Origin of the sequence: Variovorax rhizosphaerae, from assembly GCF_037889975.1 — a bacterium.
Lineage (GTDB): Bacteria > Pseudomonadota > Gammaproteobacteria > Burkholderiales > Burkholderiaceae_C > Variovorax > Variovorax rhizosphaerae.
This window is the reverse complement of sequence record NZ_JBBKZT010000001.1, coordinates 121,557-143,810: the sequence shown is the minus strand read 5'-3', so window position 1 is coordinate 143,810 and position 22,254 is coordinate 121,557. Positions and strand designations below refer to the sequence as shown.

At 66.0% G+C, this 22,254-nt stretch carries 18 protein-coding genes and 1 riboswitch; of the genes, 14 read left to right on the top strand and 4 right to left on the bottom strand.

From position 1 onward, the window contains the following. Positions 1-80 precede the first annotated feature (80 nt). The 6 genes from WKW82_RS00580 (at position 81) to hutG (ending at position 7,479) form a co-directional block, all read left to right on the top strand. Positions 81-1,559: a purine-cytosine permease family protein gene (locus WKW82_RS00580; RefSeq protein WP_340340311.1), complete on the top strand. Its 1,479-nt coding sequence runs from the start codon at positions 81-83 to the stop codon at positions 1,557-1,559. Between the two features lie 60 nt (positions 1,560-1,619). Then, positions 1,620-3,347: a urocanate hydratase gene (gene hutU / locus WKW82_RS00575; RefSeq protein ID WP_340340310.1), complete on the top strand. Its 1,728-nt coding sequence runs from the start codon at positions 1,620-1,622 to the stop codon at positions 3,345-3,347. 133 nt (positions 3,348-3,480) lie between these two features. Next, a complete protein-coding gene (locus WKW82_RS00570) occupies positions 3,481-4,062 on the top strand; it encodes a HutD/Ves family protein (RefSeq protein WP_340340309.1) in 582 nt (193 codons plus the stop codon). 5 nt (positions 4,063-4,067) lie between these two features. Then, the gene (gene hutI, locus WKW82_RS00565) at positions 4,068-5,288 is read left to right on the top strand and encodes an imidazolonepropionase (RefSeq protein WP_340340308.1); all 1,221 of its coding nucleotides are present in this window, start codon (positions 4,068-4,070) and stop codon (positions 5,286-5,288) included. Beyond that, positions 5,285-6,667, top strand: a complete 1,383-nt coding sequence (locus WKW82_RS00560) for a formimidoylglutamate deiminase (RefSeq protein ID WP_340340307.1) — start codon at positions 5,285-5,287, stop codon at positions 6,665-6,667. The genes hutI and WKW82_RS00560 overlap by 4 nt, the downstream gene beginning before the upstream one ends. Further along, a complete protein-coding gene (gene hutG, locus WKW82_RS00555) occupies positions 6,664-7,479 on the top strand; it encodes an N-formylglutamate deformylase (protein ID WP_340340306.1) in 816 nt (271 codons plus the stop codon). The genes WKW82_RS00560 and hutG overlap by 4 nt, the downstream gene beginning before the upstream one ends. Before the next feature lie 57 nt (positions 7,480-7,536). On the opposite strand, the gene WKW82_RS00550 is transcribed toward hutG, so the two are convergent. After that, positions 7,537-8,139, bottom strand: coding sequence for a hypothetical protein (locus WKW82_RS00550; RefSeq protein ID WP_340340305.1), 603 nt, complete (start codon positions 8,137-8,139; stop codon positions 7,537-7,539). Between the two features lie 138 nt (positions 8,140-8,277). On the opposite strand from WKW82_RS00550, the gene WKW82_RS00545 reads away from it, so the two are divergent. Both WKW82_RS00545 and WKW82_RS00540 read left to right on the top strand, forming a co-directional pair. Beyond that, positions 8,278-9,327: a homocysteine S-methyltransferase family protein gene (locus WKW82_RS00545; protein WP_340340304.1), complete on the top strand. Its 1,050-nt coding sequence runs from the start codon at positions 8,278-8,280 to the stop codon at positions 9,325-9,327. Positions 9,328-9,490: 163 nt separating this feature from the next. Beyond that, a complete protein-coding gene (locus tag WKW82_RS00540) occupies positions 9,491-10,270 on the top strand; it encodes an SH3 domain-containing protein (protein WP_340340303.1) in 780 nt (259 codons plus the stop codon). Positions 10,271-10,474: 204 nt separating this feature from the next. On the opposite strand, the gene WKW82_RS00535 is transcribed toward WKW82_RS00540, so the two are convergent. Then, a complete protein-coding gene (locus tag WKW82_RS00535) occupies positions 10,475-11,383 on the bottom strand; it encodes a LysR family transcriptional regulator (RefSeq protein WP_340340302.1) in 909 nt (302 codons plus the stop codon). 94 nt (positions 11,384-11,477) lie between these two features. On the opposite strand from WKW82_RS00535, the gene WKW82_RS00530 reads away from it, so the two are divergent. The 5 genes from WKW82_RS00530 (at position 11,478) to WKW82_RS00510 (ending at position 18,039) form a co-directional block, all read left to right on the top strand. After that, positions 11,478-11,918, top strand: a complete 441-nt coding sequence (locus tag WKW82_RS00530) for a PACE efflux transporter (protein ID WP_340340301.1) — start codon at positions 11,478-11,480, stop codon at positions 11,916-11,918. A gap of 8 nt (positions 11,919-11,926) precedes the next feature. Then, positions 11,927-12,040, top strand: a riboswitch (S-adenosyl-L-homocysteine riboswitch). 25 nt (positions 12,041-12,065) lie between these two features. Then, positions 12,066-14,813 carry a methionine synthase gene (gene metH / locus WKW82_RS00525; protein WP_340340300.1) on the top strand — a complete coding sequence of 916 codons (2,748 nt, stop codon included), beginning with the start codon at positions 12,066-12,068 and terminating at the stop codon, positions 14,811-14,813. Positions 14,814-14,876: 63 nt separating this feature from the next. Continuing rightward, on the top strand, positions 14,877-16,631 hold the full coding sequence (locus WKW82_RS00520) for an ArnT family glycosyltransferase (protein WP_340340299.1): 1,755 nt from the start codon (positions 14,877-14,879) through the stop codon (positions 16,629-16,631). Then, entirely contained in the window at positions 16,628-17,641 is a 1,014-nt protein-coding gene (locus WKW82_RS00515) for a glycosyltransferase family 2 protein (RefSeq protein WP_340340298.1), read from the top strand. Before WKW82_RS00520 ends, WKW82_RS00515 begins: the two co-directional genes overlap by 4 nt. After that, positions 17,638-18,039 carry a GtrA family protein gene (locus WKW82_RS00510; RefSeq protein ID WP_340340297.1) on the top strand — a complete coding sequence of 134 codons (402 nt, stop codon included), beginning with the start codon at positions 17,638-17,640 and terminating at the stop codon, positions 18,037-18,039. Before WKW82_RS00515 ends, WKW82_RS00510 begins: the two co-directional genes overlap by 4 nt. A 339-nt stretch (positions 18,040-18,378) precedes the next feature. Here the strand turns inward: WKW82_RS00510 and WKW82_RS00505 are convergent, their stop codons facing one another. Beyond that, positions 18,379-19,542, bottom strand: coding sequence for an ATP-binding protein (locus WKW82_RS00505; protein WP_340340296.1), 1,164 nt, complete (start codon positions 19,540-19,542; stop codon positions 18,379-18,381). Between the two features lie 358 nt (positions 19,543-19,900). Here WKW82_RS00505 and WKW82_RS00500 point away from each other — a divergent pair, with 358 nt between their 5' ends. Further along, on the top strand, positions 19,901-20,632 hold the full coding sequence (locus WKW82_RS00500; RefSeq protein ID WP_340340295.1) for a hypothetical protein: 732 nt from the start codon (positions 19,901-19,903) through the stop codon (positions 20,630-20,632). On the opposite strand, the gene WKW82_RS40845 is transcribed toward WKW82_RS00500, so the two are convergent. Continuing rightward, the gene (locus tag WKW82_RS40845; protein ID WP_479694178.1) at positions 20,629-22,068 is read right to left on the bottom strand and encodes an efflux RND transporter periplasmic adaptor subunit; all 1,440 of its coding nucleotides are present in this window, start codon (positions 22,066-22,068) and stop codon (positions 20,629-20,631) included. The genes WKW82_RS00500 and WKW82_RS40845 overlap by 4 nt on opposite strands. Between the last annotated feature and the right edge of the window lie 186 nt (positions 22,069-22,254).

Here is a 22,254-nt window from a genome sequence, read left to right as displayed (position 1 = left end):
CAATTGGTATATACAACTTAGACGAAGAAATCGCGAAGTTGTACAGTTTATTAACTGAGCGGAGCCAAGGAAAGCACCACATGCACATCGAAGCGGATTCACCCCTCGGCGGCGTCGAAACCCGGACCATCGACATGGTTCCCGAGACCGAACGCCACGGCTCGCCGCGCAGCCAGTTCACCCTCTGGTTCGGCGCCAACATGCAGATCACCGCCGTGGTCGATGGCGCGCTGGCGATCGTGTTCGGCGCCGAAGCGCTCACGGCCATCATCGGCTTGCTGATCGGCAACGTGATTGGCGGCATCGTGATGGCGCTGCATTCGGCGCAGGGTCCGCGCCTCGGACTGCCGCAGATGATTTCGAGCCGCGTGCAGTTCGGCGTGCGCGGCGCGGCGCTCCCGCTGGTGCTGGTCATCCTGATGTACCTGGGCTTCGCTGCGACAGGCACCGTGCTGTCGGGGCAGGCGATCAACCGCATCTTCGGCGTCAGCTCGCCGGAATTCGGCATCCTCGTGTTCGGCTCGCTCACGGCATTCGTGGCGGTGGTGGGCTACCGGTTGATCCACGTGGTCGGGCGCATCGCGACCGTGGTCGGCATCCTGGGCTTCGGCTACCTGGCGTTCCAGCTGTTCGCGCACCACGACGTCGCCAGCGCCTTCGGCCAGAAGCCTTTCTCGGTGGCGACGCTGCTGCTGACGATCGCGCTGTCCGCCGGGTGGCAGATGACCTTCGCGCCCTACGTGGCCGACTACTCGCGCTATCTGCCGACGCGCACCACGATCGCCTCGACCTTCTGGACGACGTTCTCCGGCAGCGTTATCGGCGCGCAACTGGCCATGACCTTCGGCGTGCTGGTCGCGGCACTCGGCGGCAACTTCCTGAAGAACCAGGTGGGCTTCATGGGCGACCTGGCCGGCGGCCCCGTCATCGCGGCGCTCATCTACATGGTGATCGTCACCGGCAAGCTCACGGTCAATTGCCTCAATGCCTACGGCGGCTTCATGACCATCCTGACGACGGTCAGCGGCTTCAACAACAAGACGCAGATTTCGTCGCGTGCCCGCATGCTGTACATCGTGGGCTTCGTGCTGGTCTCGATGGGCGTCGCGCTGCTGGCCAGTGCCGACTTCCTCAACAACTTCAAGAACTTCGTGCTCCTGCTGCTGGCGGTGTTCGTGCCGTGGAGCGCGGTGAACCTGGTCGACTACTACCTGGTCTCCAAGGAAAAGGTGGACATTCCTGCCCTGTACGACTGCAATGGCCGCTACGGCGCGTACAACCCGGTCGCGCTGGGCTGCTACGTGCTGGGGGTGGTGGTGCAGATTCCGTTCCTCAATCAAGCCATGTACAAGGGGCCGATCGCCACGATGCTGGGCGGCGCCGACCTGTCGTGGATCGTGAGCCTCGTCGTCACCTGCCTCGTGTACTACCCGCTGGCCAAGCGGACCATGAAGGTGCCGGCCACGATGATCTATCCCTCTGACGCGGCATCGCAAGGTGCTCCGACTTCCCGCGCGGCAATGCACGCCGTCGCGCCCGATGCCCGGCAACCCGCCTGACATCGCCACACACGCAATCGTTGCCACATCGACATCCAGACTTCTTCCAAGGACAACACCATGAACGCACCCGACAAGTTCCTCGCCAAGACCGCAGCGCTGAGCGACCCGCGCCATGACCCCACCCGCGTGATCCGCGCACCGCGCGGCAGCGAACTGAGCTGCAAGAGCTGGCTCACCGAAGCCGCCTTCCGCATGCTGCAGAACAACCTCGACCCCGAAGTGGCCGAGCGTCCGCAAGACCTCGTGGTTTACGGCGGCATCGGCCGTGCGGCGCGCGACTGGGAATGCTTCGACCAGATCCTCGCGTCGCTGAAGGAACTCAACGACGACGAGACGCTGCTGATCCAGTCGGGCAAGCCGGTTGGCGTGTTCAAGACGCATGCCAACGCCCCGCGCGTGCTGCTGGCCAATTCCAACCTCGTGCCCAAATGGGCCAACTGGGAGCACTTCAACGAGCTGGACCAGAAGGGCCTGTTCATGTATGGCCAGATGACGGCCGGCAGCTGGATCTACATCGGCAGCCAGGGCATCGTGCAGGGCACCTTCGAGACCTTCGTCGAAGCGGGTCGCCAGCACTACAACAACAGCCTCGCAGGCAAATGGATCCTGACGGCCGGCCTGGGTGGCATGGGCGGCGCGCAACCGTTGGCAGCCACGCTGGCCGGTGCCGTGTCCCTCAACATCGAATGCCAGCAGTCGAGCATCGACTTCCGCCTGCGCACCCGCTATGTCGACAAGCAGGCCCGCGACATCGATCACGCGCTGGAACTCATCGCGCAACACACGGCCGCGAAGGAAGCGGTGTCGATCGCGCTGCTGGGCAATGCCGCGGACATCCTGCCGGAGCTGGTGAAGCGCGCGAAGGCCGGCGGCATCAAGCCCGACCTCGTCACCGACCAGACCTCGGCGCATGACCTCATCAACGGCTACCTGCCCAGCGGCTGGACCGTGCCGCAATGGCAAGCCGCGATGAAGGACCCGTCGCAGCACGCCGCGCTGACCGCCGCAGCCGCCAAGTCCTGCGCCGTGCACGTGCAGGCCATGCTCGACTTCCAGTCCATGGGCATCCCGACTGTCGACTACGGCAACAACATCCGCCAGGTCGCGTTCGACGAAGGCGTGAAGAACGCCTTCGACTTCCCCGGCTTCGTGCCCGCGTACATCCGGCCCCTCTTCTGCGAAGGCAAGGGCCCGTTCCGCTGGGTGGCGTTGTCGGGTGATCCGGAAGACATCTACAAGACTGACCAGAAGATCAAGGAGCTGTTCCCCGAGAACAAGCACACGCACCGCTGGCTCGACATGGCGCGCGAACGTATCAGCTTCCAGGGCCTGCCGGCACGCATCTGCTGGCTCGGCCTGGGCGAGCGCGACAAGGCCGGCCTGGCCTTCAACGAGATGGTGAAGAACGGCGAGCTGAAGGGCCCGATCGTCATCGGTCGCGACCACCTGGACACCGGCTCCGTCGCCAGCCCGAACCGCGAAACGGAAAGCATGAAGGACGGCACCGACGCGGTGAGCGACTGGCCGCTGCTGAATGCGCTGCTCAACACTTCGGGTGGCGCGACGTGGGTGAGCCTGCACCACGGCGGTGGCGTGGGCATGGGCTACTCGCAGCACTCGGGCATGGTGATCGTGGCCGACGGCACCGATGCGGCGGCGGAGCGTCTGGCGCGTGTGCTGGTCAATGACTGTGGGTCGGGTGTGATGCGTCATGCCGATGCGGGCTACGACAAGGCCATCGAGACGGCAAAGAAGCAAGGTCTCAAGCTCCCGATGGTCAAGTGACTCTGCGTCTTTCCTCTCTCCCTCCGGGAGAGGGCAGGGTGAGGGCATGCGGCGGTGGAATATGCCGTGCCCTCGTCCAAGGCTGCGAGCCCTCACCCCAACCCTCTCCCAGTGGGAGAGGGAGTAAAGCCCAATGACCGCGCCGCATCGATTCACCCTCGCCAGCCTGCCCGCCAGCCCGTGGAAGAACGGCGGCGGCACCACGCGCGAGATCGCCTGCTGGCCGCCAGGCGCAGGCATCGAGCATTTCGAATGGCGCGTGAGCATCGCGACGATTGCCGCAAGCGGACCTTTCTCAGTCTTCGCGGGGGTGGATCGCACGATCATGTTGCTGGGGGGCGATGGCGTTCACCTGCAATCGAAAGAGGGCATCGACCATCGCCTCGACACACCGCGCGAGCCCTTCGTGTTCAGCGGTGACGCGGCAATCGATTGCACCTTGCTCGGCGGTGTGTCGAGCGACTTCAATGTCATGAGCCGGCGGGCAACATGCGCCGCCGATGTGCGAGTGATCCGTGGCCCGCAATCGCTCGACGCCGCCCGCGATGGTCTGCTGTTGTGCCTCGTCGGCCAATGGCGAGCGGGTGATGAGACGCTGCAGGAAGACGAAGGCCTGTGGTGGGCGCAGAGCCCTCTCGCATGGGTGCTCGAACCTGTGACGACCAACGCAAGACTCGTGGTGGTGCGCTGGTCGCACCTTTCGAACCAAAGCTGAATCCAATGAACAAACAGTTCGACTCGCTTCCCTCTGCCGACGGCCTGTGGACCTGCCTGCGCGACATGGCCGGCATCGACACTGCGATCGTGGTGGCGCAAGGCGTCATCCGCTGGATCGGCGAACGCGCCGCACTGCCTGCGGACTTCGCAGGCCTGCCAGTCCATGACGGCGGCCATGCCCTCGTCACAGCGGGCCTCGTCGACTGCCACACCCACCTCGTCTACGGCGGCCACCGCGCCAACGAATTCGCGATGCGCCTGGCCGGCGCGACCTACGAAGAAGTCGCCAAGGCCGGCGGCGGCATCGTCTCCAGCGTGCGCGCCACCCGCGAGGCCAGCGAGGACGAACTGTTCGCCAGCGCATCCGTTCGTCTTCGAAGCTTGCTGGCCGAAGGCGTCTGCGCCATCGAGATCAAGTCCGGCTACGGCCTCTCGCTCGAACACGAGCGCAAGCAGTTGCGCGTGGCCCGCCGACTCGGCGAGGCGCATGGTGTGACGGTGCGCACCACATTCCTCGGTGCCCACGCCTTGCCGCCGGAATACGCCGGCCGCAGCAGCGACTACATCGACTTGGTCTGCAACGAGATGCTGCCCGCGCTCGCGCAAGAAGGCCTGGTCGACGCCGTCGACGTGTTCTGCGAACGGATCGCCTTTTCCCTCGAAGAAACCGAGCGCGTCTTCAAGGCCGCGCAGGCGCTGGGCATCCCGGTCAAGCTGCACGCCGAACAACTCTCCGACATGGGCGGCGCCGCGCTCGCGGCGCGCTACGGAGCACTGTCGTGTGACCACATCGAACACCTCTCGCAAGAGGGCATCGACGCGATGCGCAAGTCCGGCACGGTCGCCGTGTTGCTGCCCGGCGCGTACTACACGCTGCGCGACACCAAGCTTCCACCCATCGAGGCCCTGCGCGCCGCTGGCGTGCCGATGGCGGTCTCGACCGATCACAACCCCGGCACCTCGCCCGCGCTGAGCCTGCTGTTGATGGCGAACATGGCGTGCACCCTGTTTCGCCTCACCGTGCCCGAAGCCATCGACGGCATCACCCGCCACGCCGCGCGTGCGCTGGGCCTGCAAGACACGCACGGCGAACTGGCGGTCGGCCGGCCCGCCAACTTCGTGCTGTGGAACCTGCGCGATGCCGCCGAACTGGCCTACTGGTTCGGTCAACGTCCGGTGCGTGCCGTCGTGCGCCAGGGCTGTATTGCCGAGGGCAGCCTGTGACCACACGCCAACTCTTCGCCAAGGACGTCTTGCTGCCAGCGGGCTGGCACGTGAACGTGCTGCTGCAATGGAATGAATCAGGCCAGCTCACGCACGTCCAGTCCGACGCAGATGCGCCGTCCGGCACACCTGTCGCCACGGGCCCCGTCATCCCCGGCATGCCCAACCTGCACTCGCATGCTTTTCAGCGCGCCATCGCGGGCCTCACGGAATTCCGCGGCGAAGCGCAAGACAGCTTCTGGAGCTGGCGCACGCTGATGTACCGCTTCGCCTCGCGCCTCGATCCCGCGCAACTCGAAGCCATCGCGTTGAGCCTGTACGTCGAGATGATCGAAGCGGGTTACACCTCGGTCTGCGAGTTCCACTACGTGCACCACGATGTCGACGGCCGTCCGTATGCCGACGACGCCACGCTCGCGCACGCGTTGCTGCGTGCCGCACAGCGTGCCGGAATCGGCCTGACCTTGCTGCCGGTGCTCTACCAGACCAGTGGCTTCGGCGGCCTGCCACCGAACGATGGACAGAAGCGCTTCATCCGTTCGACCGATTCGATGCTGCGCCTGCTTGAACGGCTCAAGCCCGCATGCGACGAACAGGGCGCGCGCCTTGGCCTCGCCCCGCATTCGCTGCGCGCCGTGCCGCCCGAAGGCCTGCGTGAAGCCCTCGCGGGCCTGAGCGCCATCGACGCTTCTGCGCCCATTCACATCCACATCGCCGAGCAGACGAAGGAGGTCGACGACTGCATCGCCTGGAGCGGCCAGCGCCCCGTCTCCTGGCTGCTCGACCATGCGGAAGTCGATGCCCGCTGGTGCCTCGTCCACGCCACGCACATGGACGCCGACGAATACCGCCGCGCCGCAGCCAGCGGCGCCATCGCCGGCCTCTGCCCCACCACCGAAGCCAACCTCGGCGACGGCATCTTCGACCTGCCGCGATGGCAAGGCGCCTGGGGCCTCGGCTCCGACAGCCACATCTGCGTGAATGCGGCCGAGGAGTTGCTGATGCTCGAATACAGCCAACGGCTGGGCACACGGCAACGCAACGTCGCAGCCACCGCAGCACACCCGCAGGTCGCCACCTCGATGACGCTGGCGGCCGTGCAGGGCGGTGCGCAAGCCTCAGGCCGCGCTGTCGCGGGCCTCGCAGTCGGCCAGCAGGCGGATTTCATCGCGCTCGACGCGAACCATCCCGCGCTCGCCGGACTCAGCGCCGGCGACATGCTGTCCTCACACGTCTTCGCCAGCCACCGCACCAGCGCCATCGACGCCGCATGGGTGGCCGGCGTGCAACGCGTGCAGTCGGGACGGCATATGCTCCACGACAGCGCCGCGGCGGGCTTCGTCGCCGCACGCAGCCAACTGCTATCGAACCACCCATGAGCCTGTTCACGACCACCGAGCCACCGTTCCGCTTCCGCCAGGGCACGCGCCCTTTGCTGATCTCGATGCCGCATGTCGGCACGCATGTCCCGCTGGCACTGGCCAGCCGTTTCACCGCCGAAGCGCGCCACGTGCCCGACACCGACTGGCACCTGGAGCGCCTCTACGACTTCGCCGACGAACTCGGCGCCTCGGTATTGGTCGCCACGCACTCGCGCTACGTCATCGACGTGAACCGCCCACCCGACGACCAGAACCTCTACCCCGGCCAGGACACCACCGGCCTGTGCCCCGTCGACACCTTCGACAAGACGCCGATCTATTCGGCCAGCGACCTGCCCGGCAAGATGGAGATCGCCGCGCGACGCGACGCGATCTGGCGCCCGTACCACACGCAGTTGCAGACCGAGCTGGCCCGCCTCAAGGCCGCGCACGGCACCATCGCGCTGTGGGATGCGCATTCGATCCGTTCCGTGCTGCCGCGCTTCTTCGACGGCAAGCTGCCCGACCTGAACCTCGGTACGGCGAACGGCGCCAGCTGCGATCCGTCATTGGCGCAGACGCTCCAAGGCATCGCGACATCGGCCCCCGGCTTCACCGGCGTACTCAACGGCCGCTTCAAGGGCGGCTACATCACGCGCCAATACGGCGACCCGTCGCGCGGCATCCACGCAGTGCAACTGGAGATGACGCAGTCGAGCTACATGCAGGAGCAATTGCCCTTCGACTACCTGCCGGAAGTGGCTGCGAAGGTGCAGCCGCATGTGCGGCGGATGGTGGAGGCGGTGTTGGGGTTTGTCGAGGGGCGCTGAGCGGCCGCTGCAAGCAGCGGCCAGTCGCCGCACAAAGCCCGCCTCAGTTCTCGCAATTCAGTATTCGGGTCCAAGCAACCAAAGGCCATCGGGTTGTTTGATAAAGGAGTAACCGCGAGTGGAACTTTCGCCGCTTGCATCCGAACTGTAAACAGCGCGAAAGTAGAACGCATTTTTCGCTTTCATGCGCCATCCATCTAGCCTAGTTACCGTCAGGCACTGACCCTTGGGGTGGTATTGCATACCGATGGCCGGCGCCACATGGTTCATGAGATTGGTCCCCGGGTCCGCCAACGAGTTGAGGTACCTGTTGGGCAATTCGCCCCGCGGTGAACAAGACATGATCCTGAGGACCTTCGAAATGTTGGGGGCGGCCTCTCTACGCGCTTCCGCAATACTTTTGTCGCTCATCGGCGCTGTCAAAGTTGCATCAATAGCTGCAAGCTGCGCCTGACTTGGCTGTGGTGAGCCAATCACAGGACCGCTGGATTGTTGAGGATTACTGGTGGAACCAAGCGTCTGATTGCCTTGCTTCACCTGTTGCGCACAGCCGCTCAAAAGCGCGACGGTTGCAAGCGTAGAAATGATTCCAATATTTCGCAAAATTTTCTCCCTGATGGCTTGTTGTGAGGCCGACGCCGCTGTTGGCTGTCTTGCCAAGCCGATTGTTGCGCAACTGATGTGTATCGATCGGTGCGGCTGAATGCCGGGCTGACGCTGCCCCTTTCGGTGTGAGAACTCTTCGACAAATGGACCTTGTTTACGCCGACCAAGGTCGGCTTTCTACAATCGACCCCCATGAAGCCCATCGCCTACACCCGCGCCCAGCAACTGCCCGCCATCCTCGCCCAGCGCATCGCCATCCTCGACGGCGCCATGGGCACGATGATCCAGCGCTTCAAGCTCACCGAGGCGCAGTACCGGGGCGAGCGCTTCAAGGACTTCGAGCGCGACGTGAAGGGCAACAACGAGCTGCTCTCCCTCACCCGCCCCGACGTGATCCGCGACATCCACGAGGGCTACCTCGCGGCCGGTGCCGACCTCATCGAGACCAACACCTTCGGCGCCACCACCATCGCGCAGGAGGACTACAAGATGGCCCACCTGGCACGCGAGATGAACCTCGAATCCGCCAAGCTCGCCCGCGCCGCCTGCGACAAGTTCAGCACGCCCGACAAGCCCCGCTTCGTCGCCGGCGCCCTCGGCCCGACGCCCAAGACCGCCAGCATCAGCCCCGACGTGAACGACCCCGGCGCGCGCAACGTCGACTTCGAATCACTGCGCGCCGCCTACTACGAGCAGACCGAAGCGCTGGTCGAAGGCGGCGCCGACGTGATCCTGGTCGAGACCATCTTCGACACACTCAATGCCAAGGCCGCGCTGTTCGCGGTCGACGAGTACTTCGACAGCTCGGGCCATCGCCTGCCGCTCATCATCAGCGGCACCGTCACCGATGCCTCGGGCCGCATCCTCAGCGGCCAGACCGTCACCGCCTTCTGGCACAGCGTGCGCCATGCGCAGCCGTTGGCCATCGGCCTGAACTGCGCACTCGGCGCGGCGCTGATGCGGCCCTACATCCAGGAGCTGTCGAAGGTCGCGGGCGACACCTTCATCAGCTGCTATCCCAACGCCGGCCTGCCCAATCCGATGAGCGACACCGGCTTCGACGAGACGCCGGCCGACACCTCGCGGCTGCTGCACGACTTCGCGGCCGAAGGGCTGGTCAACATCGTCGGCGGCTGTTGCGGCACCACGCCGGACCACATCGCGGCGATCGGCCGTGCGGTGTCGCCACAGAAGGCACGCGCACTGCACTTCTATCGCGAGCCTGCCGACGCCACGGCCTGAAGGCGCGCCCATCGCGCGTTGTTGTGAAGCAGGCGTAAAGCCGCATTGCTGCGTGTGAGCTTCGTGCACGCAGCCGACAGCCGGAGCGTTGTCGGGTCAAGGCGGGGTGCCGATTGACATTTGTTGATCGACGCCTACCCTGACCGAAAAAGGAACAGCACCCATGAGCTTCACGTTCGGCCAACGCTGGATCGGCATTGGCGCCCTCGCGTTGGCGCTGCCGATGGCGGCATCCGCCCAGCAGGCCTTCACTCGCGGATCGGTCAACCTCCGCGCCGGCCCGTCGTCCCAATACCCATCGATTGCGCGGCTGGCGCCGGGCCAGTCGGTGCAGGTCATGGGATGCACGGGCGGTTATGGCTGGTGCGACATCGTCCTGCCCGACGGCTTGCGCGGCTGGGCCGCGGCGACGCGGCTCGACTACCCCTACGGCGGCGGCTACGTGCCGCTGGCGGGCTACGGCGCGGTGATCGGCGTGCCGATCGTCGCCTTCAGCATCGGCAACTACTGGGGCAACTACTACCGCGACCGGCCCTGGTACAGCGAGCCACGCTGGTGGGGCGGTCGTCCGCCCCCGCCGCCCGTGCCCGGCTGGCGTCCGATGCCGCCTCCGCATGCGGGCTGGCAACCCCGGCCACCGGGGCCGGGCTTCGTGCCGCCGGTGCGTCCTCCCGGTCCGGGCTACGGGCCGCGGCCAGATTACCGTCCGCACCCGGGCCCAGGCTACGGGCCGCCACGCGACCCGGGCTACCGGCCGCCGCACCCGGGACCGGGCGGCGGTGGCGACCACCATCGTCCGCCGGGCCCGCGCCCGCCCGGCCCGGACCGCCCGCATGGCGGCCCGCCGGGGCATGGAGGGGGAGGCCATGGCGGTGGTCATGGTGGCAGTGGCGGCCACCACGGCGGCGGCCACGGGGGTGGCGGGCCAGGCGGCCCGCGCTGACACCACCTCGCGATCAAGCGCAGACAAGGCGGAGCGCCGCAGCCAGCGCGGTAGGAGGGCACGGCAATTTCAACGCCATTCGCTACAGGACGGCACGGCAATTCAACGCAGTTCCGCGTTGGATCGCAAAGTCGGATGCGGGCCACACCGGGGCGCTTGCACTGCCAGTCGCCTGAGCGCACTCGGCGGCGGAACCTCGGCCTTTCAGACCACCGGTGCCGCAGCGTCCTTGCCCGCCTTCTGGATCAGCGCGATGAAGCGCTGCGCCCCCAGCCCAAGCGGCCGTTCGCGCGACCACACCACGTCGACCCACAGGTCCAGCCCGTTCGACAGGTTGTCGAACACGATCTCGACGAGCGCGCCGGTCGCGACATGCGGCTGCGCGAAGGTGCGCGGCAGCCAGCCCCAGCCGAGCCCGGCCGTGATCAGGCTCAGCGCGGCCAGTGCGTTGTCGGTGCGCCAGGTGTGCCTCGCGAAGACGAAGCGCGGGTCGCGCGAGGCCAGGTCGCGGCCTGCCACCACCACCTGCCGCGTGTTGACCAGGTGCTGCTCGCCGAGCCGGCTGCCGGCTGCGACATAGACCGGGTGCGTCGGCGCGATCACCGCGACCAGGACTTCGCTCGCCACCTCCTGGAAGCCTTCGCGCCCGTCGATGCTCGGCCGCTCGAAGACCAGCGCAAGTTGCGCGCGGCCGAGGTGCAGCATCTCCAGCGCGTCGGCCTGCGGCGCGGCCAGCACCTCGACTTCGAGCAAGGGATGTTCCTGCGCCAGCGTCGCCAGCGCCGCGCTCCAGGGCGCGGACAGCAGTTCGGGTGCGATGGCCAGCGTCAGCCGGTTCTCCAGCCCTTGCGTGAGCCCCAGAGCCTGCACCTGCAGCGCCTTGAGTTGCGCCGCAAGCAATCGCGCCTGCGGCTCCAGCGAGCGTGCCGCCTCGGTCGGCTTGGGCTCCCGGCCGCTGCGGTCGAACAGCGGCAAATCAAGTTCGGCTTCCAGTTGGGCGACCGCCATGCTGACCGCCGACGGCACCCGCCCCAGCGCCCGGGCCGCCGCTGAGAACGAGCCCTTGTCGAGCACCGCCAGGAAGACTTCGACGCTCTCGCTGGTGAAGGCCATGATCTATCAATGAAATTGAAAGAAGATGACTTTTTATATCAGAAATACTCCAATAAAGTCGAGCCACTCCAATCAACCAAGCGGCAGTTTCATCATGCAAGGCATCCAGCGCAAAGTCGTCTATTTCAGTCTCTACGAGGGCTTGGCCATCGTGAGCTCGAGCATCGGGCTGAGCTGGATGTCCGGCGAGCACCTGGCCAGTTCCGGGCCGCTGGCGATGTCGATGTCGGCCGTGGCGCTGGCCTGGAACTTCTTCTTCACCCTGGGTTTCGAGCGCTGGGAGTCGCGCCAGACCACGTCCGGGCGCAGCATCAAGCGGCGCGTCGCGCATGCCATTGGCTTCGAAGGCGGCCTGATCGCGTTGCTGGCGCCCTTGGTGGCGTGGTGGCTCGGCGTGTCGCTGTGGGAGGCGTTCGTGATGGACCTGGTGCTGTCGGTCTACTTCCTGGTCTACACCTTCGCGTTCAACTGGGGCTTCGACCGCATCTTCGGCCTGCCGACCTCGGCGCTGGGTCGCCAGGCGCAAACCGCTTAAAATCGCGCGCTCCCAAGGAGCGTTGCAACAACCCTTGCGCCGAGTGCACCGCGTGCACCCCGCGCGCCGGGCTGTCAGGCTTGGGATTCCCCAGGTCTCATTCGCAACGACGCTCACCTGCTGACCCGATTCACACAGGTGAGTGCCATGTCCTCCACAGATCCAGTCCACGTTCCCCCCATGCTGCTGTCCGGCCTCGAGCCGGTGGCCATCGGCGAGGGCTCGCTCTTCGTCAACGTCGGCGAGCGCACCAACGTCACCGGCTCCAAGGCCTTCGCGCGGATGATCCTGAACGGCCAGTACGAGGACGCGCTGGCCGTCGCGCGGCAGCAGGTCGAGAACGGCGCGCAGGTCATCGACATCAACATGGACGAGGCCATGCTCGACAGCAAGGCCGCGATGGTGCGCTTCCTGAACCTGATCGCCAGCGAGCCCGACATCGCGCGCGTGCCGATCATGGTGGACAGCTCAAAGTGGGAAGTGATCGAGGCCGGCCTGCGCTGCATCCAGGGCAAGGGCATCGTCAACTCGATCTCGATGAAGGAGGGCGTGGAGCAGTTCAAGCACCATGCCAAGTTGCTGCGCCGCTATGGCGCCGCTGCCGTCGTGATGGCCTTTGACGAGAAGGGCCAGGCCGATACCTACGAGCGCAAGATCGAGATCTGCGAGCGGGCGTACCGCATCCTCGTGGACGAGATCGACTTCCCGCCCGAAGACATCATCTTCGACCCGAACATCTTCGCGGTGGCCACGGGCATCGAGGAGCACAACAACTACGCGGTCGACTTCATCGAGGCGACGCGCTGGATCAAGCAGAACCTGCCGGGCGCGAAGGTGTCGGGCGGGGTGTCGAACGTGAGCTTCAGCTTCCGCGGCAACGACCCGGTGCGCGAAGCGATCCACACGGTGTTCCTGTACCACGCGATCAAGGCGGGCATGGACATGGGCATCGTCAACGCGGGCATGGTCGGCGTGTACGACGACCTGGAGCCGACGTTGCGCGAGCGCGTGGAGGACGTGATCCTGAATCGTCGGCCCGATGCGGGCGAGCGCCTCGTCGAAGTGGCGGAGACTGCCAAGAGCGGCGCCAAGGACGAGAGCAAGAAGCTCGAATGGCGCGGCACGCCCGAGGCGCCGCAGACTGTCGGCCAAAGGCTCAGCCACGCGCTGGTGCACGGCATCACCGACTTCATCGTCGAGGACACCGAGGAGGCCTACCAGGCGATCGTCGCCAAGGGTGGCCGTCCGCTGCACGTCATCGAAGGCCCGCTGATGGACGGCATGAACATCGTGGGCGACCTGTTCGGCCAGGGCAAGATGTTCCTGCCGCAAGTGGTCAAGTCCGCCCGCGTGATGAAGCAGGCCGTGGCCCACCTCATCCCCTACATCGAGGAAGAAAAGAAGCGCGACGAAGCGGCCGGCCGCGACGTGCGCACCAAGGGCAAGATCATCATCGCCACGGTGAAGGGCGACGTGCACGACATCGGCAAGAACATCGTGACCGTCGTGCTCCAGTGCAACAACTTCGAGGTGGTGAACATGGGCGTGATGGTCCCGTGCCACGAGATCCTGGCGCGGGCCAAGGTCGAGGGCGCGGACATCGTGGGGCTCTCCGGCCTCATCACGCCATCGCTTGAAGAGATGCAATACGTCGCCGGCGAGATGCAGAAGGACGACCACTTCCGCATCAAGAAGATCCCGCTGATGATCGGCGGCGCCACCACCAGTCGCGTGCACACGGCCGTGAAGATCGCGCCGCACTACGAAGGCCCCGTGGTCTACGTGCCCGATGCCTCGCGCAGCGTGAGCGTGGCGCAGTCGCTGCTCAGCGAACAGGCCGACAAGTTCGTCGGCGAACTCAACGCCGACTACGACAAGGTCCGCCACCAGCATGCCAACAAGAAGCAGGTGCCCATGTGGTCCTTGCCCAAGGCGCGTGCCAACAAGACGCCGGTCGACTGGTCCGCGTTCACGCCGACCGTGCCCAAGTTCATCGGCCGCCGCGTGTTCAAGAACTTCGACCTGACCGAATTGGCCAAGTACATCGACTGGGGCCCCTTCTTCCAGACCTGGGACCTGGCCGGGCCCTTCCCCGCGATCCTCAAGGACGAAGTGGTCGGCACCGAGGCCGTGCGCGTCTACGCGGATGCCAAGCGCATGCTGCAACGCCTCATCGAAGGCCGATGGCTGTCGGCGAGCGGCGTGATCGGCTTTTGGCCGGCCAACACGGTGAACGACGACGACATCGTGCTCTACACGGACGAGTCGCGCACCGAAGTCGCGCTGACCTGGTACGGCATGCGCCAGCAGACCGAGAAGCAGATGATCGACGGCGTGATGCGCCCGAGCCGCTGCCTCGCCGACTTCGTCGCGCCCAAGGACAGCGGCATCAAGGACTACGTCGGCATGTTCGCGGTGACCGCCGGCCTGGGTGTCGAGAAGAAGGAGAAGTACTTCATCGACGACCTCGACGATTACTCCGCCATCATGTTGAAGGCGCTGGCCGATCGCCTGGCCGAAGCCTTCGCCGAAGCCATGCACCACCGCGTGCGCACCGACCTCTGGGGCTACGCAAGCGGCGAGGCGCTCAGCAACGACGACATGATCCGCGAGAAGTACCGCGGGATCCGCCCCGCACCCGGCTACCCGGCCTGCCCGGACCACAGCGTCAAGGCGCCGATGTTCGACCTGCTGCAATGCAACGATATCGGCATGAGCGTGACCGAGAGCCTGGCCATGCTGCCGGCGGCCAGCGTGAGCGGCTTTTATCTTGCGCATCCGGACGCGACGTATTTCAATGTCGGCAAGATCGGCCATGACCAGCTGGTGGACCAGGCGCAGCGGCGCCAGGCCAGCGAGGCCGAACTCGAGCGCCTGTTGGCGCCCAATCTCTGACGCCACACAAAACGGGGAGCTGATATCCAGAAGCTGATATTCGCGGCAACGCACTACGCTGCGTTGGCCGTCATCGTCGCGTCCTGCTGGGGCCTGGGCCAGGCCGTCCTGTCACGCGCAGCCGCGCCGGCGCGGCGTGATCGCTGGCTCGAATGGGGCATGGCCACTTCGCTCGGCCTCGGCCTCCTTGTCATGGCGATGCAGGCGCTGGGACTCGTGGGCGCATTGCAACGGGTCCCGGTGTTGTGCCTGCTCGCGGCCGGCGTGATCGCCGCGGCGCTGCAGTTCCCGGGCTGGCGCCGACAGGCCTTTACCGCGCCGCCCGTGCTCACGCTGGTCGACCGCTACGCGCTCGTCGGGCTCGTGCTGGCGCTGCTGCCCACGCTCTCGGCACCCCTCGCACCCCCGGTGACCTACGACGAAATCATGTACCACCTGCCGTACGCGCGGCAGGTCGCGGAAAGCGGGCGCCTGGGTGTGTACGAATGGCTGCGCTATCCCTGGTTTCCGTACAACTACGACCTGCTCTACGCGGCCGTGCTGCAGGTCTACGACGACGTGTTCCCGCACCTCGTGCATGCGCTGGCGGGCTGGCTCTCGGTGCTGGTGATCTACCGGCTCGGCCTCATGTACGCGAACCGGCTCGCGGCCTGCATGGGCGCGGCGATCTGGCTGTTCATGGGCCAATACGACAACGCCTACATCGACATGGCCGTGTCGCTGTTCGTGCTGGTGGCCTTCGTCGCGTTGTGGTGGTGGCGTGATGCGGAGGCGCCGGATCGCGGCGTGCGCTGGCTTGCGATGGCAGCCTTCTTCCTCGGGCTGGCGGCCGGCTCGAAGTACCAGTCGCTCACCTTCCTGCCGGTGGTCGGCCTGATCGTCATCGTGCGCGAGCGGCGACCACAGGTGTGGCTGCTGGCCATCGGCTGCTTCCTGCTGCCCTGCATCTACTGGTACGCGCGCAATGCGGTGATGACGGGCGACCCGTTCAACCCGCTGGGCGCGCACCTCTTCGGCTTCACCAACTGGAACCAGGCCGACTACCAGAACCAGCTTGTCGACGTGCAGGAGAATCATGCGAACCCGCCCAACGGCGTGTTGTGGGCCGTGTTGCTCGCGCCCTTCGGCGAGGTCGTGCGGCGATCGCGGGCCGCGCGTGGCGCCATGCTGTTCTGCGGCTGGTCGCTGCTGGTCTGGGTCGTGACCTCGCGCTATCCGCGCTACCTTGCGCCCGCGCTGCCGCTGATCGCATTGATGGCGGCGGTCGGCTGGCACCAGCTCGGCCTGTGGATTCGAGGCGCCTGGCGCAAGCGCAGCGCCGCAGGGGTGGACGTTGTGAGCGTGCCGGCTTCCCGGCTGGAGATCGGGCTCGGCAAGGCGGCCGGCGTCGTGGCCATCGTGCTGCTCGGCGCGGCCTGCGTGTACCACTCCGCACGCAACATCCGCGAGATCTCGCCGACCGCTGAAAGCCGCGAGGCCTTCTTCCGGCGCCACATCGCCGGATACGACGTGCTGCACTTCCTGCGCCAGCATCCCATCGAAGGCAAGACCTACCAGGTGATGCTCAACGATTCGCTCTACTTCGGGCCGGACCTGATGTATGGCGACGTGTTCGGCCCCTGGCGCTATGCCGACTTCATCATGCTGCCGCCGGACCAACTGGCCCGCAAACTGCGTGCGCAGGATTTCGGCACCATCGTCATCAAGACGGCGCTGGCCCCTTACATTCACACCCAACCCGATTTCGATCGCCACTTCCGCCTGCTCCTCGAAAAGGACGGCGTCAGGGCCTACCGCATCCTTCCCATCGCGCCATGACCGAGCCATTCGCCAGCACACATGAATTGCCAATTGCACTTCGCGTGGCCGCCGTCATCCCTTGCTACAACGAGGCGCTGGCGATCGGCCAGGTGGTGGCCGACTTCCGCGCGCTGCTGCCCGAAGCCGAGATCCACGTCTTCGACAACCACTCCAGCGACGACACGGCTGCCGTCGCCACCGCAGCGGGCGCGCATGTCACGCACGTGGCCCTGCGCGGCAAGGGCAACGTGGCGCGGCGCATGTTCGCGGACGTCGAGGCGGACATCTACGTGATGGTCGACGGCGACGCCACCTACGACATGAGCAACGTGCGGCAGATGGTCGACATGCTGGTGGCTGGCAACCTCGACATGGTCGTGGGCACGCGTGTCGAGGACCCGCAGGAAGGACAGACCTACCGGCGCGGCCATCGCTTTGGCAACCGGCTGCTGACCGGCTCGGTGGCCGGCCTGTTTGGCGGCGGATTCACCGACATGCTCTCGGGCTTTCGTGTGTTCTCGCGCCGCTATGCCAAGTCCTTCCCGGCGCTGGCCAAGGGCTTCGAGATCGAGACCGAACTCACCGTGCATGCGCTGGAGTTGCGCATGCCCTATGCCGAGGTGCCCTGCCGCTACCTGGCGCGACCGGAGGGCTCGGAAAGCAAGCTCTCCACCTACCGCGACGGCTGGCGCATCATGCGCACCATCACGCGGCTGTTCATCAGCGAGCGGCCGCTGGATTTCTTCTCCATCGTGGCCACGTCCCTGTTCCTTCTATCGCTGGTGCTGGTCCAGCCGTTGGTGCTCACCTACCTGGACACGGGTTTGGTGCCGAGGCTGCCGACCGCCGTGCTGGTGACCGGCATCATGCTGGGCGCGATGCTGTCGCTGGTGTGCGGCATCGTCCTGAACACCGTGACCGTGGGGCGGCAGGAGGCCAAGCGGCTGCGCTACCTGGCCATTCCCGGGGTGCTGGCGACCGCGCAAGGCCTGGCCCAAGCCAGGGCGCGGGATGGCCGCCGCCCATGAAGGGTGGCGCGCGCAGCTTCGCGTGGTTCGTTGTCGCGGGCGTGCTGGGGCTGGTGGTGGACATCGTCGTGCTGTACCTGCTGGCGCCGCTGTTCGGCTGGTATGCGGCGCGGGTGCTGTCCTTTCTTTCCGCGGCGACGGCGACGTGGCTGGTGAACCGCAACTACGCCTTCGCCGATGCCGCGCCGCATTCCTCACTGCTGCGCGAGTACTTGAGCTACCTGACCGCGATGCTGGGCGGCGCTGCCGTCAACTACACGGTGTATGTGCTGACCCTGCATTGGCTGGAGGGTGAGTGGGTGGCGGCACTGGGCGTGGCGCTGGGCAGCCTGTCGGGGCTGACGGTGAACTTCCTGTCGGCGCGGTATCTGGTGTTCAAGGCGCACCGGGGGCGCTGAATTTCAGGCCTGGCAGGCGGAAAGCGGGATCGGGAGCGGACCGCCGTACGCAGAGGACGCGAAGGCTGCGCGAAGGTCGCGAAAGGAATACCAAAGTAAGTTTTCTGGTCTTCTCCCTGTGTCTGCTTTCGCGTCCTTCGCGGAACCGTTGGGTCCTTCGCGTACGGCCAAGTCCGCTCCCGCATTCCGGTGAGCGCCTGAGACCACGACCACAACTTCCGCCACCTGCGTCCGGCAGCGTGGGTGCGTGAGGCAAGCGTCTTCAACCTTTTGTCCAACTTCCCCTGCGAGCCCACACAGGCACGCGGCGACCGCTGCAGGCGTGCTGAAGTTTGCGACTCACGGCGCCGGCGGATGCTGCAGTCGTTGCCAGCTGATCACTGGCCAATCGCTTCGGGCCTGGTCGGTTTCGCCGCCGTAGACGACGCTGCCGCCATCCAGCGCATCGGGGAAGGCCGCCGCGAAACCGCGAAGGCCGCGAAAGTAATCGGCGTTGACTGTGGCGCCAGCCTTGATTTCCACGGCGCGGAGCTTTCGTCCCGAGGGAATCAGCAGGTCGACTTCGTTGCCGGTGGCATCGCGGAAGAAGTACATCTCCGCCGACTCGCCCTGGTTGAACCGGGCCTTGAGGGCTTCGATGACCACCAGGTTCTCGAACAGGTTGCCGAACAGCGGGTCGCGCCCCACCTGCTCGGCGTTGCGCAAGCCGAGCAGCCAGCAGGCCAGGCCCACGTCGTGAAAGTACAGCTTGGGGCTCTTCACCAGCCGCTTCGACGTGTTGGTGAACCACGGCGGCAACACGTGCACGATGTAGCTGGTCTGGAGCAAATCAAGCCAGGCCCGGGCGGTGGCGTGCGAAACACCTGCGTCGTTGCCGAGACTCGTCAGGTTCACCAGCTGACCGATGCGCCCGGCGCACAGTCGTACGAAGCGGCCGAAACGCTGCAGGTCATGGACGGCTGTCAACTGGCGAAGGTCGCGCTCCACATACGTCGTGAAGTAATCGCCGAGCGCTTGCGAAGGGTCTAGGCCGCGGTCATGAATGCGCGGATAGAAGCCCGTGAGCATTGTTTGCGTCAGCGAGGGCACTGGATGCAGGCGCGCCACCTCGGCGAGGGAGAACGGCAGCAGGCGCAACACGGCCGTGCGGCCGGCCAGTGACTGACTCACCTGCGACATGAGTTCAAACTGCTGGCTGCCCGTCAGGATGAAACGCCCCGGGATCGGATTGGCATCGACCAATGCCTGAAGGTAGGAAGGTATCTGCGGCGCGCGCTGGATCTCGTCGATGATGGCGCCGCCTTCGATGCCCTTGAGGAAGCCGCGCGGATCTTCTTCGGCGAAACGCCGCGTGTCGGGGTCTTCCAGCGTGACGTAGGGCTTGTCGGGAAAGAGGCTGCGGCAGAGCGTGGTCTTGCCGCTCTGGCGCGGCCCCGTCAGGGTCACGACCGGGTACTGGCGCGCCAGATTGGCGGCAAGGGGGGCGACGTCACGGGAGATCATCGCGGGCATTTTAAGAGGTTCGTGCAAATTGAAGATTTAATCTTGCATTTGCACAGCGAAGTTTTCGCACGCGCCCGGCGTTCAAATGAATGACTTGGGGTTGATGTTGTGACGTGCGACGTACTCATCGATCAAAGCGAGGAGTTCAGGCACGTGGGTAAACATTCGCGGCGCGGCCGCTCGGTGATGATGTCGCGGAAGACCCTGCTCGTCGCGGGGAGAGGCGTCGCGTCGCACCCCCCAACTAACTTCCAATCGATGCAGCAGAGACCGAGCCAGATCGGACGTACACCCCGAGGTACGATGCGCGCCGGTACGAGGTACAGCTTCAATGCCTTGGGCTTACAAGAGGTCGACGATGATTTCCATTGACTCGCCGTTGAGGAGACTGCCCTTGGGATTGGATCAACGCCAGTTCTTGATTCTTGACGGAATCAGGCACGCGGCAGAGATTGCCGGCTTGGCGGACACTCGACTGAGGGAATCCCTCTGGGCAATTGCGCAAACGCATGAGGCGGGCCAAAACCCCGAATTTTCTGGGCAGGTCACCAGCGCCTATCTTGATGCTTGGGCAATCGTCGATGCCATTGATCGACTGCGCTCACTGGCAAAGCTAATGCCTCGCAATTCTGAGGGGACAACTCCCGGCGATCTTCTCGAAGATCTCAAACCTATTCGCGACCTACGAAACGTCTCGGACCACCTCGCGCAGCGGCTTGACTATGTCGTTGCAAAGAATGCGCCGGCACTGGGGAGGTTGTCATGGCTCGCTATGAACAATGATTCCCAAGGCAGTTACTGCGTTTTATTGCCCGGAACATTGCTCAAGACGCACAAGTTTCGTATTCCCGAATTCGGCGGCCTCAAGGTTCGTTTGCCCGTCGGACACATATCGCTCGGTGCCGGTGAGCATGAGTCCTCGCTTTGCGTTGCCTTGGAGAAGGCAAGTGCGGTCGTTGACAGCGTCGAGCGCGGGGTTAGACACGCGATGGAAAAACTGGGCTTGTCGTCGAGCCCGTTTCAGGCGGACGTGATGGTCAGCATGGAGGTGGATTTCGGCGCACATCTTCTGACTCAGGGCACTGGCTAGAAATCCGCCTGCTGTATCACCGCCGAAATCGCCGCAGCAGCCCAGCGGCGGGCCAGACTCACCGGCTCCGCATGGAAGTGCGCGCGCGCCAGCCGCACGGCCTCGACGTCCAGCGCGCCGTCACCCTCGACCAGCACGCGATACAGCGTTTCGCTCGGTCGCAACGCGGCCGGCGGCGCGCCGGGGCTGAGTGCGATGGGCCCGCCGTGGCTCTGCGCCAGCAGCAGGTGCGGCAGCTTCTGCGACGGATGGTTGTCGGCCGCCAGCACGGTGCCTTCCAACGGAACGCCGTTGCCCCCCTGGACATAGATGCTCGCGCGCTGGCCGGCGGACAGGCGCAGGGCGTCCTGTTCGCTCACCATCGCCTCGGCCCGCCAGCGGCGCGAATCGACCAGCCATGCGATCGGCGTCGTGGCGTTGACCCAGCTGCCGGGGCGCAGCGAGGGGTCCACGTCGCGCAGCACGCCATCGTGCTGCGCGACCAGTTGAAGCCGCGCCAGTTCGGCAACGCGCGCATCGCGTTCCGCCCCGTAGCGGCTGGCGAAGCGCTCGGCCACGACCTGTCGCGCGGCGCCGTCGCCGCCTTTGCCGGCCATGGCGCCCCGGGCGGTGCGATCGTAGGCAGCCTCCAGTGCTCGGGCCTTGTCCCGCTCGTTGGCCTGCATCGGCTCGTCGAGCACGGCGATCACCTCGCCGCGGCGAACCATGGCGCCATTGCCAAAGCGCAGTTCGCTCAGTTGCGCCGCGTAGGGCGTGTAGAGCGGCTGCTCGGCCCGCGCACGCAACACGGCGCTGCCCTCGACGGTGGACGACCACGGCACCAGCAGCACCGCCAGCACGGCCAGCACCACGGCGCCGAACACCAGCCGGCGGCGGCGCGGCACCGCCTGCCGGTGCGCCCACCAATGCCTCATCTCGCGCGCGACCGGCCGCACGATGAACACGCCAATCTCCACCAGGAACAGGAAGATGCCCAGCGCCTTGAATACCGCGTGGTAGACCAGCAAGGCGATGCCGAAGAACAGCACCAGCCGGTACACCCAAGTGGCCAGCGCGAAGCCGATCAGAAAGCGCCGGAAGCCTGTTGTCTGCGCCTCAGGCTCGGGTTCGCGCAGGCCCAGCAGCGCGCCGCGCACGAAGCGCCGGGCCCATTGCCCCGCGCGCTCGTGCATGCCGGGATAGTCGAGCAGGTCCGACAGCATGAAGTAGCCGTCGAAGCGCATGAAGGGGCTGGCGTTGACCGCCAGTGTCAGCACCCAGGCGGTGGTGGCCAGGAAGAAGAAGGCGTTGCGCAGCGTGCCGTCCGGCGCCAGCGCCCACAGCAGCGTGCACCAGGCGGCCAGCGCCAATTCGCTGGCGATGCCGGCCGATGCGATCCGGAATCGATGCCGCGAATCCACCAGCTTCCAGCTCTCGCCGGTGTCGGTATAGGGCATGGGCCACAGCACCAGGAAGGCCACCCCCACGTCAGCGCGCCGGCCAGGTTGGCGCGCACCACGTCCCACTGGCGCGAGGCCAGCACCAGGCCGACGACGCCCGCCAGCACCGTCAACGCGACGAAGCCCCAGCTGAAAAGCCAGCCCACCCACGGAAGCATGCGGCGCAGCAGCGGCGCGGGCCGC